Here is a 12431-nt window from a genome sequence, read left to right as displayed (position 1 = left end):
TTAAAAGTGTTATAAGTACAATAAAGATTGAAAAACAAAATATTTTTGAAAACATATTAAATTTAATTTTCTTCAAAAACATATCCAACCCCTCTTATTGATTTTATACAATCACCATAAACTTTCAGTTTTTTTCTAAGTCTAGTTACTAACGTATCTACAGCTCTCTCTTCTCCAGAAAATTCAAACCCCCAAACTTCATTTAATAATGTTTCTCTGCTTAATATTATATTTTTATTTCTAAAAAAATACTCTAATAGTAACGCTTCTCTTTTGCTCAAAAGAGTCTCTTCTGAATCTATAAAAATCTTAAATTTATTATAATCAAAAGTAAATCCTTTTAAAGAAAAAAATTCATCACTTTCCATTTTTAAAAGTTTTTTAATTTTTATAGTTATTATTTTATTACTAATAGGTTTAACTATATAGTCATCTGCTCCTAATTCTAATCCATGGATTTCATCTAACTCTGCATCTCTAGCTGTCATTATTATTATTGGTATTTTCGAATATTGTCGAATCTCCTTACAAATATCCCAACCGTTTTTTCGAGGTAAATTTATATCTAAAAGAACAAGTGAAGGGCTAAACGAATAAAATTCTTCTACCGCAAGTTCTCCATCTGTAACTATTTTGGTTTCAAAATTTTCTTTCTCTAAATTTTTAGCTATTATTCTTGCTAAATTCTCTTCATCTTCTACTATTAATATCTTTTTTTTCATCTTTTGTTCCTTTCTTTTCTTAATTTAATATATTATACAACAAAAAGACGAGTTAGCCCCGTCTTTTCATTTATAATATTTAATTATTTTGTTTTTAACATATTTTGTTGCATTTTTGTTCTGTGAGCAGCTTTTATTCCATAAATTTCACTGTTTAACTTTTCTACTTTTTTCATATCTGGATTTTCTGTATTCATTATTTTGCTGATCTCTAAATTTTTCTCTTGAATTGAAATCATATCATTTCGCATCTCTTTTCTTAATTCAGGTGTCATATTTGAATCCATCATTAAACAGTTTCCAGAACCATTCATCATTCCACCGTTACCCATATTTCCGTTACCCATATTTCCATGCCCTTTAGCAAAAGATACCGCTGATAAACATAATACCGCTATTAATAATAATTTTTTCATAAAAATCACTCCCTTTATTTTTAATTTATTTATTCTTTATACAGTTATATTATCAATCTTTTGTTACAGAAATATGTCAATTCCTAATTTATTTAAAAGGAGAAAATATATTTATTAATGAGTATTCTTTATTTTTACTATCTAACTTTGATATATGATATATCTCAAAATAGTTATCTTCTGAAATAATATTATTTTTATTTTTATAATTTTCTATTTTTGAAAAAGACTCTTGGTTTTCAAAACTTTGACCTTCAGCATAGACTGAAATTCCAGTTGAAGAGTATTGTACTTCTGACTTTATTATATATGATGCTATTAAAAGCTCTTCATAAACTAGTGGATTAGCTTTATTAACCTTCAATACTATAAGTGTATCAATTATACTGTGTGGAATTTTAAAATCCTTTAAAACTTTTCTGATACTATCTTCTATATGAGCTATATTTTTCATCTCACTTTTATAATTTCCTAAAATAAAAAAATTTATTTCTTCAATTTCTGGATCTTTATCTAGTCTTTCTAAAGCATGCTCTAAATTATTCTCTAATCTTTCCAAATCAGTTCTAATTTTTTCTAATTTTTCAATTTCTATTTGAATCACATATTTTTGAAAAGTTATTGAGTCTAAAATATTTTCTAAACTATTCTCATCATACAAAATAGATTTTATTTTTTCCAAAGAAAATCCCAATGCTTTACATCTTTTAATAAAATCAATTTGTTGAAATTGATCAATTGAATAATATCTATATTTTGTTTCATCATCGACATAAGATGGTTTTAAAAGTCCTTCTTTATCATAGTGACGAAGTGTTTGGATTGTAACTCGTGTTAATTTTGCTGTTTCACCAATTGAAAATTTCATTTTATCCTCCAAGATTTCCTTTGACTCTATTCTTACAATAGAGTATACAATGATATATACAAAAGGAGGAAGTAAAATGTTTAAAGAATTTATTAACTATGCAATACCATCTGTATTTGCAATGTTTGTATCATCATTATATGTTATAATTGATGGTATTTTTGTAGGAAGAGGTGTTGGGAGTTTAGCTCTTGGAGCTGTTAACTTAGTTTTACCAATCTCTATATTTTTCTTTGGAATAGCATCTATGTTTGCTGTTGGAGGTGGAACTCTTATTTCTGAAAGTTTTGGAAATAAAAATATACAAAAAGGTGTCGCTATTTTTAGAGAAACACTGTTGTTTTTATTAATTTTAAGTTCTCTTTTAAGTGGAATATTTTTTATATTTTCAAAAGAGATTATTATATTTTTAGGAGCGAGTGACTCTATTCTCGAATTAGCAAATACTTACTTAAAATATTATGTTGCATTCTGTATTCCAAATATAATTGGAATTGCTTTAAGTAGTTTTATTAGAAATGATAGCAATCCAAAATTAGCTATGATTGCAACAATTTCAGGAGCTGCTTTAAATATTATTTTAGACTACATCTTTATTTTTATATTTCATTTAGGAATAAAAGGAGCCGCTATAGCAACTGGATTAGGACAAATTCTAACTGTGCTGATTATACTCTTACATTTCTTATTTAAAAAAGGTCATCTATCTTTTGGTAAAAGTAGATTATATAAAGAAAATATCTTAAACTTTATTAGAATTGGTTTTCCTTCATTTTTCATGGAAATTACTTTTTCAATAATAGTTTTTTGTATGAATATAGCTATTTTAAAAATTGGAAATAACAATCAAATGGCATCTTTTGGTATTATAAACTACTTAACAACAATAGTTTACATGCTTTTATTGGGTTTATCTTTTGGTATTCAACCATTATTTAGTTTTAATTATGGTGCAAACAACTCTGAGAAAGTTCGAAAGTTTTATAAATTTACAATTTTAAGCTCTTTATTTATAAACTTTATATACTTTATAATTACATTTTTCTTTGGAAATGAAATTATTGGATTATTTACAAAAGAAACTACTATTTTAAAAGAAACATATATTGGACTTTTTCTTTTCAATATATCATTCTTTATAATTGGAATCAATGTTATTCAATCTGGTTACTATCAAGCTATAAATGACCCTGGAAAATCAAATATTATCTCTTGCTTACGATCATTTATATTTTTCCCTATCACTCTTTTTGTTTTAAGTAGAATCTGGGGCTTGAACGGAATATGGCTAAGTACATTATTTTCTGAAACTTTTGTTTTTTTCACTTGGAAAATACTATTTAACGAAAATTATAATTTTAGTTTTATAACTTCAAAAAATAATACTATTTAACAAAAATAAAAAAGTAGAGAGACCCATCACAATCTCTCTACCTAAAATACACTGCTATAAATATTTTTCTATCAAATAATTTTAAAACTCATAAACTTCTTTTACTCTTTTATTTATATTATTCAGAATAAAGATAAACTCATTTAATAACTTTAAATCTACTTCTATACAATAGTTAAACTGCACAACTTCATGATTTGCTAAAATACTTTAAACTTAATAACTCCTTTAATTTATTTTTGTTTACTAAAACTTCATAAAAGGTTAAATAACTTCTAATATTAAAACACTCTTAAAACTGTGTGATGGATTTTTTTAATCTTTGGCTTTGATGATTTAATTCATCTAACTATTGTTATAATTTTTAGACGTTTTTTGTTGCCTAAAAAGTTTGAAATTAAATTAAATTAAATTAAATTAATTTTATTATATTTTTATTAACTTCTGCTACGTTAAAATGCTTTTTTAAAAACTCAAATAACTCTTCACTATTTTTAAAATCTATATTTATCTTCAATCTTTGATTTACAAATTGTATTGCTCCAAATGATTTAAAATAAATTTCATAATTATTATGGAAAGCATCAAAATGATTTAAAATTAAGAAAATTTCTTCTGTTTTTACAACAGGTTTTATATTTTTATGTAAATCCCATTTTACATGAATTCCAATGCTAGTATAACTGTTAACTCTAACTTTTTCTTGAAGTAAATCTTGTTCTTCAGCTTCTTGTGCGGGAACAACTATAATTTCCTTTGGTGATTTAAATATTGATTCATTGATTAAGCTTCTTGCAACTTTTGTTTTTATTCCTTTTGTTGTAAGTTTACTTTCTAATAGAAAAGACTTTTCATATTCATCAAATATCACTTTTATAAATTTTACATCACTCATATTTCTAAATTCCATCATTTTTATTTCTCCTATTACTAATTACAAAATTATTAAATATAAAAAAACTCTACACTTGAATCATAAGTCAAAAACCGAAAAAATGCAAGCTTTTTTTGTTTTTTTTAAAAATAGTTGTCTTCTATTATATGATTCAATATTTCATCTGCTCTTCCAAAACATAGATGATTATATCCCCAAGAAGTTGTATTCTCACAACTTAATGTCTCATCAATTAGTTTTAAAATTTCTTCAAAAGATAACTTTGATTCTTCTTCTAAAAATTCTGTAATTGAATTTTTTAAGTTTGTAAAATCTAGGGATTCATTTTTTTCAGCTATATCTTCATCTAAACAAAACTCTGTATATGGTAGTAAATCTTTTAAAAACCAGTTTAAATATTCTATTTTATTTTGAAATACACCAATTGTAGCTCCTACACCTGATGAAAAATGTGTAAATTGAAATAACACTAAAAATTTATTGTCAAAACTATTTCCTTCGATTTTATGCTTTATTCCTAATACTTCTTCAATTGAAAGTCCAACAACATATTTTTTCATTAATTTTCTCCTTTTTAAATATTTATTTTCTATTAAAATTTTCTTATACATTAACTTTATACGATTTTTAAGTCTTAATCTTTTTTTTATAAAGACAAAAGCAGATGAAAAAATTTTTTCATCTGCTTTTACTTAAAATTTATATGTTGCTGATACTCCAATGGCATCTACACATTTTTTATATTCTATTCCTTTAACACTTTTATCTGTTCTATATTGTATATGAGAATATGTTCCCATTAAATCTAACTGTGAACTATATTTGTATTTAACTCCACTTGAATACATATCTGCATCAAGTACATAATCTGTATCTGTATAAGTTTGTTCGTTTGCTCCAGTATTTGTGTATTGGTATCCTGTCATTAAAGTCCACTTTTCATTTAATTGATAATCCAATCCAACTGATACTTCATAACCATTATTATAACCATCAAAGTTTCCAACATCATCTCCAGCTTCTTTTATAAAGTAGTAGTTTCCTGATGCTAATAAAGTTGTTTTATCTGTTGCTTTATAAGATACTCCTAATGCAGCTACTGCTGGTAAATTTCTTCTTCCGCTTCCTTCAACCATCCATTGTCTTATAGCTGTACTTTTACCCATTTCATCATATAGTATATCACCTATAAAATTACCACCTGCTGATTCTCTAAATCCTTTTCTTAATTTAGATTCTTTTGTATCAAAATCTAATTTTGTTTCTGTTTCATATCTCATACCTACATTCAATTTTTCATTTGGATGATAGTTTAAACCAATTATTCCTGTTACTCCAAATGCTGTTCTTTCTGAGTCTATATCATATTTCGCTTTTCCTGTTGACTTTTCATTTATACCTTTAAATGCTAATAAAGCATCTACTAGTTTTTTGTTATATGTAAAATCTCCTGAACCTTTGAATTTTTTTTCAGCGTCAACTAATCTCAAACTAACTGCACCACTCCAAGTTTCATTAAACTTTTGAGCAATTCCACCTTGAATTCCTACATAATAAGATTGTCCATCTATTGTTGAACCACCTAAAAATTTTGTATCAATTATTTCAAGCAAAGGACTACTTTCAGTTAGTTGTGGGAAAGAAGCAATTCCTCCACTATATGCAACACTTCCTCCTCCACCAATCGCTCCCATATTAAAGAAATATGCTCTATCCGCTAATTTCTTTACTATTTGAATACTTGGTACTAATGGTGAAGCTTTATCACTTTTAAAATCAAGATTTTCACCCTTTGAATCCGTATAGTTCATACTATAAGTTTTTAAATGTGTTTGGTTGTTTATTTGTACATATAACCCATCCTCAAGCCAAACAAGACCTGCAGGGTTATAATAAGCTCCTGATACCCCTATTTTTCCTACCATAGATGGATGTGCTAAATACTCTGCATCTTGCTGTGAAAGATAATCAATACTTCCTGCAAATGATGTAGCTGATGTTAATAAGGTTAATATCGCTGCTGTTCTTAACTTCATTTTTTCTCCCTTTTATTTCTAATTTTTTTATTATTATATCATATTTCCCAAATTAGAAAAAGATGTTTCTATACTTCTATTTATTATATATATATTCTATATTAGACATTTTTCAATAGATATGTTATTTTAATTTTTAAGGACACACTTATAAATGGAGGGGTTATGAAAAAATATTCAACAGCATTAGATGCTAATTTTCCAAATTTTTTGAAAGATTTAAACAAAATAATTTCTATTCCAAGTTATTTTGAAGAAGATGAAAGTAGTTATCCTTTTGGAAAAAATATTCAAAATGTATTAGAAGCAACTTTAGAAATTTGCAAAAATTTAGGTTTCAAAACTTTTATAGATCCAGAAGGATACTATGGATATGCAGAAATTGGTAGTGGGGAAAAATTAGTAGGAGTTTTGGGGCATCTCGATGTTGTTCCACCTGGTGATTTAAAAAAATGGGATAATCCACCATTTGAGCCAATAATAAAAGATGGTAAATATTATGGTAGAGGTGCACAAGATGATAAAGGTCCTACTTTAGGAGCTATATATGCTCTGAAAACTCTTTTGGATTGTGGCTTCGAGCTTAATTATAGAGTCAGATTTATATTTGGAACAGATGAAGAAAATTTATGGAGAGATATGCCTAAATATGTTGCGAAAGAGGAAATTCCAACAATTGGATTCACACCTGATTCTAGATTTCCTTTAATATATGCAGAAAAAGGATTGCTTCAATGTAAACTAACTGCCAAAAATGAAAGTAATATGATTTTTAAAGGTGGAGATGCCTTTAATTCAGTTCCATCTAGTATCCTTGTTCAAAATACCGAAGGATTAATAGAAGCTTTGAATACCTTAAACTATGAGTTTATAGATAAAAATGGTGAAATTGAAATTGTAGGTAAGAGTGTTCATGCTCAAGTTGCAGAAACTGGAATAAATGCTATCAATAGATATTTCCACGCTTTGAAAAAAAGTGGAAAATCAACAAAATCTGGAGATTTTATATTTGAAAACTTAATTGGATACGATTTTGCAGAGCCTATTTTTGGTGAAGTAAAAGATGAACATTCTGGAGAATTAAAATTCAATGTTGGAAAAGTTGAATTTAATCTTGAAAATGAAATTTTATGTATTGATATAAGAATTCCTGTAACTTATGACAAAGAGCTTATTGTAAAAAAGATAACTGAAAAAGCAAAAGAATACGGGTTCCAGTATAAAGAGCACGATTATCTAAAATCAATATATACTCCTTTAGATTCAGAGTTAATAAAAACTTTAATGTCAGCATACGTAGAGGTTACTGGAGATACAGTATCAAAACCAATAGCTAGTGGTGGAGCAACTTATGCTAGAGCTATAGATAATTGTGTTGCTTTTGGTTCGGTTTTACCAGGAAGCCCAAAAACAGAACATCAACCAAACGAATATATTATATTAGATGATATGAAAATAGCTATGAAAATTTATATGAAAGCTTTTGAAAAATTCAAAGATTAGTTATAATGGAGGGAAAAATGAAAAAAGAGAAAAAAATGTTTAGTGCATATACAATTGTATTCGTCTTTTTAATAATAACAGCTGCTTTAACTTGGATAGTTCCTCAATCTATAATTTTTGATAATAATGGAGTTAAAGAGGTTGTATATAACGCTGTATTTAATGATTCTGGAGAAGTTGTAAGAGAAGCTGGTCGTTTACCTGCAGGACTTTGGGACATTATAATGGCTCCAATTAAAGGCTTTGAAAAATCAAGCTCTGTAAGTATAGCAATACTTATGGCAGGTGCTTTTTTAGGGCTTATAAACTCTGTAGGAGCTATGGATGCTGGTATTGGTTCACTTTTGAAAAAATATACTGGAACAACTTTAATCGCAATTCTAATGTTTACATTTGCTATTTTTGGAAGTGTTTTTGGATTTTGGGAAGAGATTCCAGCTTTTTCAATAGTAATAGTTCCATTATTTGTACTCGCTGGTTATGATGTCATGACAGGATTAGCAGTTTTAACAGTTGGAGCAACAGCTGGAAACATGTCAAGTATTGTAAATCCTTTTTCAACTGGTGCTGCTATAGGAGCTATAGGAAATCCAGATTTATCTCTTGGAAGTGGTCTTGTTTTAAGACTTTTAATGTTTGTTCTTCTTTATTTTATAGGTTTATTTTTTACTGTAAAGTATGCAAATGAAGTAAAAAAAGATAAAGAAAAGTCAATACTTCGAGGTATTGAAGTAAATACACTAACTAATAATAATGCTGAGTTACCAGAGTTAACAAAGAAAAGATTTTGGTCAATTATAGTTTTAGTAGGAATAATAGTTTTATTGATACTAGGTTATATGCCTTGGTATGAAATTAAAATGGAGAATGGAAAAACTTTCCAAGATATAATAAATGCTCCTCTTTATTTACTTGCTAAAGTTCCTGTTTTAGGTAATGTTTTTGGAGCTAAACACATTACTCCTTTAGGAGATTGGTATTTTGGTGAATTTTCATTTGTATTCTTATTAGGTTCATTATTAATTGGATTTATTAATAAGATTCCTGAAGATAAATTTGTAAAAGAGTTTGCGAATGGAGCAAAAGACCTTTTAGGTGTTGTTTTAGTTTTATCTGTTGCAAATGGAATTTCAATATTGATGGGTGGAAAAACCGCTGGAATGTCTGTTACATTTGTTTACTGGATTCAATCAGCACTGCAAGGTATACCTGCATGGGCATTCTCAATTGCTGCTGTTTTAGCTTATGTTGGAATTGGATTCTTTTTACAGTCAACAAGTGGTGTTGCTGGAATCACAATGCCTATATTAGGAGCGGTTGCAATGGCATTATTCCAAAATTCAAAAGTTGGAGCAGCTGGCGGACAAATCATGTTAATCTCTGCATTTACTCTGGGATTAAACTTTATGTCGGGAATATATCCTGGTGCTACAACTATGGGAACCTTAGAATTATTTAATGTTCCTTATGATAAATATTTAAAATTTGTATTAAAAATATTTATTACAATGCTCGCAAGTGGTTGTATTTTAATATCTGTATCTCAGTATCTAGGTTTAATATAGATTTCGGTCAAAATTATATCAAAATTATATCTTCGGTCATGACCGAAGGTATTTTTTTTTATTAATTATTTAACCATCTTAATAATCTTTCATAATTTTCTTCTGCGTCTTTTAGCCCTAGATTATATAGATCTTTTATTTTATTTAAGTCTTTTTCTAATCTATCAACTACTACAATTTTAGTTGGTCTAAAAACAAAAGCATCACCTTTTTTTTCTAGCTCTTCTACTTCTCTTAACTCTTTATTATATGTTAAATGTCTTCTATTTAAAGCTTCTGCTACTTTAGGATATTTTTTATAGTATAGGTTTATTAGAGGCTTAAATCTTAATGGAGTTTTAGTATAGCTTTTATCTTCTGTTAAAATAATTACATTTTTACTATTTCCATCTAAAATTGATTGTACAATTGGGATTGGAGATGCTATTCCACCATCTAAATATTTTTTTTCATTTAAAGTTGTTGCTTTACAAAAGAATGGTAAACTTCCAGATGCTATTAAAGTTTCTAATAAATCTTCTGTATTTTTAAAATCTTTTTTACTAAAAAATTCTGTTTTTCCTTTTGTACAATTAAAAGCTCCTACTTTAAACTCTAATTCACAATCACTAAAAGTTTCAAAATCAAATGGAGATTTTTTATATGTTATTTCTTTATATGCAAAATCTGTATTTATATAACTTCCATTTTTCACTAAATATTTTAATCCCATATATCTATCATCATTTAAATATTTTAAAATTATATCAATATTTCTTCTTTTTTGTTTAGATATATAAGAAGCTGAATATATAGCACCTGCTGATACTCCAATAGTGTATTTAAAATATAACTCTTTTGATAAAAAATAGTCTAAAATTCCAGTTGTATACGCTCCTCTTAGTCCACCTCCTTCTAATACTAATCCTATATTGCTATTCATAAACTAAAGCCTCCTGATAAATAATTTTTCTTATATTATAAATATAAACTAAAATAATATAATTGTCAACAAATATTTGAATCTCGGGTCAAAAAAATATAGTGATATTTTTTAAAGGAAGTTATTCGATTATTAAGAATATAAATATTAATAGAAGCAAAAAAAGTAGGTGATTTTTTAATGGAAAATTGTGCATGTCTAATCAAAAAAAAAGAAAAACTTAAATCTCCTGATATCTTAGACTCAAATGTTGAGGCTGAAGCGAGTGAAGTTAGAGAGAATGACGAAAATGAAAAAAACAACTAAAAAAAGATACATCAGAAAAAAATCTGATGTATCTTTTTTTAGTTGTTAGTCTAATTCGTCTACAGCTTTTTTTAAGCTTTTTAATGCTTTTTCTAAAATTATTTTTGGAGTTGCTGCATTCAATCTCATGAATCCATTTAATGTTTTATCAAATGCTGATCCACTACTCAATCCAAGCTTTGCTTTTTGAATCATGAATTTATCTAACTCTTCATTTGTAAGATTTAAAGCTCGGCAGTCAAGCCACATTAAATATGTTGCATCTGGTGCTGAAGTCTTAATTTTAGGTATATTTTTTTTACAATATTGAACTACAAAATCAAAATTACTGCTTAGATATGGTAGTAATTGTTCTAGCCACTCTTCACCTTCGTTATAAGCAACTTCCATTGCAACAGAAGAAAATGAATTATTACGATGAATATCTTTTAAAAGCCACCATTTATCAAATTCTACTTTTAGTTTATTATTAGGAAAAACAACAGTACAAGCTTGTAACCCAGCTAGATTAAATGTTTTTGTAGCTGAAAAGCAAGTCACAACTGTTTTTTTTGCTAACTCACTTACTGTAGCTGTTGGAATAAATTTTTTATCATGAAAAATTAAATCTGAATGAATCTCATCACTTATCAGTATTACATTATTTTTTGCACAAAGATTTACGACTCTCTCAATCTCTTCTTTTTCCCAAACAATCCCCAAAGGATTGTGAGGAGTACAAAATAAAAACATAGAAACTTCTTTTATTTTAGTTTCAAAATCTTCCCAGTCAATAGACCATTTTCCATCTTTTTCTATAAGATGATTTGTTAATACATTGTTGCCTGAATTTTTAACTATTTCAAAAAATTCACCATAAACTGGAGGTTGAATAAGAATATTACTTCCACTTTTACACCATATTTGAGCCATAATAGTCATAGCAGGAACTACTCCCAATGAAAAAGAACATAAAGATTGTTCAATTTCCCAATTGTTACGACGCTTTTTCCAATCACATGCTGCTTTAAAATAGCTATCAGGTCTTGAAACATAACCATATATTCCTTCTTCAGCTTTTTGTTTTAAAGCTACTATTATTGGTTCAGCTGTTTTAAAATCCATATCTGCAATCCATAATGGAATCAAATTTTCTGAACCAAATTTTTTAATTCTTTCATCATATTTTGCACATCGAGTATTTGATCTCACAACAATTTCATCAAAATTATATTTCATTTTAGACGTCGGCTCCGTTACCATTAATTTGTAAAAATATACAAATTAAATTCCTTATTCATAGAATCCTATTTCGATAAATTAATTTATCTACTTTAGTTTGATATAATTCTCAGAAGGCTTAAATTCCCGCATAACGCACGGTACATATTATAGTTTTCTTTTTTAGGAAACTCTATAATTACTTAAATTTATACTTGCATTTAAATCTCTATCCATAACATGACCACACTCACATTTGAAAACTCTATCAGAAAGTTTTAAATTTTTCTTAATAGTTCCACAGTCTGAACAAGTCTTAGAACTTGGATAAAATCTTGGCACTTGTATAAATTGAATCAAATTAAATTCAGCTTTATATTTCATATAAGTTATAAATTTATAGAAATTTTGTTCAGCTATAGCCTTTGAGAGATACTTATTTTTCATCATACCTTTAACATTTAAATCTTCCATTACAATTCGAGATGGCTTGGTTTTCACGATCTCATTAGTAATTACATGAAGATTATTGTTACGAATATTAGAAATTCTTCTATGAACGAGCCTTATTTTTTTCTCTAATTTCACGATATTTTGGCTCTTGT

General features: G+C 27.1%; 13 protein-coding genes. 4 read left to right on the top strand and 9 right to left on the bottom strand.

Annotated features, from left to right (window positions below):
* Positions 1 to 62 precede the first annotated feature (62 nt).
* The 3 genes from ACRCZX_RS00470 to ACRCZX_RS00460 all read right to left on the bottom strand — a co-directional run bounded on the left by ACRCZX_RS00470 (position 63) and on the right by ACRCZX_RS00460 (position 2006).
* The gene (locus ACRCZX_RS00470) at positions 63 to 722 is read right to left on the bottom strand and encodes a response regulator transcription factor (RefSeq protein ID WP_438580989.1); all 660 of its coding nucleotides are present in this window, start codon (positions 720 to 722) and stop codon (positions 63 to 65) included.
* An 83-nt stretch (positions 723 to 805) separates the two neighbouring features.
* Positions 806 to 1138: a hypothetical protein gene (locus tag ACRCZX_RS00465; protein WP_438580988.1), complete on the bottom strand. Its 333-nt coding sequence runs from the start codon at positions 1136 to 1138 to the stop codon at positions 806 to 808.
* Between the two features lie 88 nt (positions 1139 to 1226).
* Positions 1227 to 2006 carry a MerR family transcriptional regulator gene (locus ACRCZX_RS00460; protein WP_438580987.1) on the bottom strand — a complete coding sequence of 260 codons (780 nt, stop codon included), beginning with the start codon at positions 2004 to 2006 and terminating at the stop codon, positions 1227 to 1229.
* Between the two features lie 76 nt (positions 2007 to 2082).
* Here ACRCZX_RS00460 and ACRCZX_RS00455 point away from each other — a divergent pair, with 76 nt between their 5' ends.
* On the top strand, positions 2083 to 3399 hold the full coding sequence (locus ACRCZX_RS00455; protein ID WP_438580986.1) for an MATE family efflux transporter: 1317 nt from the start codon (positions 2083 to 2085) through the stop codon (positions 3397 to 3399).
* Between the two features lie 412 nt (positions 3400 to 3811).
* On the opposite strand, the gene ACRCZX_RS00450 is transcribed toward ACRCZX_RS00455, so the two are convergent.
* From ACRCZX_RS00450 to ACRCZX_RS00440, 3 genes are all read right to left on the bottom strand, one after another.
* Positions 3812 to 4312, bottom strand: a complete 501-nt coding sequence (locus ACRCZX_RS00450; protein ID WP_438580985.1) for a hypothetical protein — start codon at positions 4310 to 4312, stop codon at positions 3812 to 3814.
* 104 nt (positions 4313 to 4416) lie between these two features.
* A complete protein-coding gene (locus ACRCZX_RS00445; RefSeq protein ID WP_438580984.1) occupies positions 4417 to 4854 on the bottom strand; it encodes a hypothetical protein in 438 nt (145 codons plus the stop codon).
* Positions 4855 to 4986: 132 nt separating this feature from the next.
* Positions 4987 to 6330: an OmpP1/FadL family transporter gene (locus tag ACRCZX_RS00440; protein WP_438580983.1), complete on the bottom strand. Its 1344-nt coding sequence runs from the start codon at positions 6328 to 6330 to the stop codon at positions 4987 to 4989.
* A gap of 165 nt (positions 6331 to 6495) precedes the next feature.
* Between ACRCZX_RS00440 and ACRCZX_RS00435 the strand changes: the two genes are divergently transcribed.
* The gene (locus tag ACRCZX_RS00435; protein WP_438580982.1) at positions 6496 to 7833 is read left to right on the top strand and encodes a Sapep family Mn(2+)-dependent dipeptidase; all 1338 of its coding nucleotides are present in this window, start codon (positions 6496 to 6498) and stop codon (positions 7831 to 7833) included.
* A gap of 17 nt (positions 7834 to 7850) precedes the next feature.
* Complete coding sequence (locus ACRCZX_RS00430) at positions 7851 to 9398, top strand: YfcC family protein (RefSeq protein ID WP_438580981.1); 1548 nt, start codon at positions 7851 to 7853, stop codon at positions 9396 to 9398.
* Between the two features lie 61 nt (positions 9399 to 9459).
* Here the strand turns inward: ACRCZX_RS00430 and ACRCZX_RS00425 are convergent, their stop codons facing one another.
* A complete protein-coding gene (locus tag ACRCZX_RS00425) occupies positions 9460 to 10320 on the bottom strand; it encodes a patatin-like phospholipase family protein (protein WP_438580980.1) in 861 nt (286 codons plus the stop codon).
* A gap of 180 nt (positions 10321 to 10500) precedes the next feature.
* On the opposite strand from ACRCZX_RS00425, the gene ACRCZX_RS00420 reads away from it, so the two are divergent.
* Positions 10501 to 10626 carry a hypothetical protein gene (locus ACRCZX_RS00420; RefSeq protein WP_438580979.1) on the top strand — a complete coding sequence of 42 codons (126 nt, stop codon included), beginning with the start codon at positions 10501 to 10503 and terminating at the stop codon, positions 10624 to 10626.
* Between the two features lie 45 nt (positions 10627 to 10671).
* On the opposite strand, the gene ACRCZX_RS00415 is transcribed toward ACRCZX_RS00420, so the two are convergent.
* A complete protein-coding gene (locus ACRCZX_RS00415; protein WP_438580978.1) occupies positions 10672 to 11844 on the bottom strand; it encodes a MalY/PatB family protein in 1173 nt (390 codons plus the stop codon).
* Positions 11845 to 12009: 165 nt separating this feature from the next.
* The coding region (locus ACRCZX_RS00410; RefSeq protein WP_438580977.1) for an RNA-guided endonuclease InsQ/TnpB family protein at positions 12010 to 12431 on the bottom strand (422 nt) is incomplete at its 5' end.

The organism is Cetobacterium sp., from assembly GCF_051658645.1.
Lineage (GTDB): Bacteria > Fusobacteriota > Fusobacteriia > Fusobacteriales > Fusobacteriaceae > Cetobacterium_A.
Note: the sequence above shows the minus strand (reverse complement) of the source record. Positions and strands in the feature narration are given on the sequence as shown.

Bases quoted from the DNA above. Each gene is read 5' to 3' on its own strand.
- ACRCZX_RS00435 (WP_438580982.1), top strand. From the start codon at position 6,496: ATGAAAAAATATTCAACAGCATTAGATGCTAATTTTCCAAATTTTTTG.
- ACRCZX_RS00415 (WP_438580978.1), bottom strand. From the start codon at position 11,844: ATGAAATATAATTTTGATGAAATTGTTGTGAGATCAAATACTCGATGT.
- ACRCZX_RS00425 (WP_438580980.1), bottom strand. From the start codon at position 10,320: ATGAATAGCAATATAGGATTAGTATTAGAAGGAGGTGGACTAAGAGGA.
- ACRCZX_RS00420 (WP_438580979.1), top strand. From the start codon at position 10,501: ATGGAAAATTGTGCATGTCTAATCAAAAAAAAAGAAAAACTTAAATCT.
- ACRCZX_RS00440 (WP_438580983.1), bottom strand. From the start codon at position 6,330: ATGAAGTTAAGAACAGCAGCGATATTAACCTTATTAACATCAGCTACA.
- ACRCZX_RS00460 (WP_438580987.1), bottom strand. From the start codon at position 2,006: ATGAAATTTTCAATTGGTGAAACAGCAAAATTAACACGAGTTACAATC.
- ACRCZX_RS00470 (WP_438580989.1), bottom strand. From the start codon at position 722: ATGAAAAAAAAGATATTAATAGTAGAAGATGAAGAGAATTTAGCAAGA.
- ACRCZX_RS00430 (WP_438580981.1), top strand. From the start codon at position 7,851: ATGAAAAAAGAGAAAAAAATGTTTAGTGCATATACAATTGTATTCGTC.
- ACRCZX_RS00455 (WP_438580986.1), top strand. From the start codon at position 2,083: ATGTTTAAAGAATTTATTAACTATGCAATACCATCTGTATTTGCAATG.
- ACRCZX_RS00465 (WP_438580988.1), bottom strand. From the start codon at position 1,138: ATGAAAAAATTATTATTAATAGCGGTATTATGTTTATCAGCGGTATCT.
- ACRCZX_RS00450 (WP_438580985.1), bottom strand. From the start codon at position 4,312: ATGATGGAATTTAGAAATATGAGTGATGTAAAATTTATAAAAGTGATA.
- ACRCZX_RS00445 (WP_438580984.1), bottom strand. From the start codon at position 4,854: ATGAAAAAATATGTTGTTGGACTTTCAATTGAAGAAGTATTAGGAATA.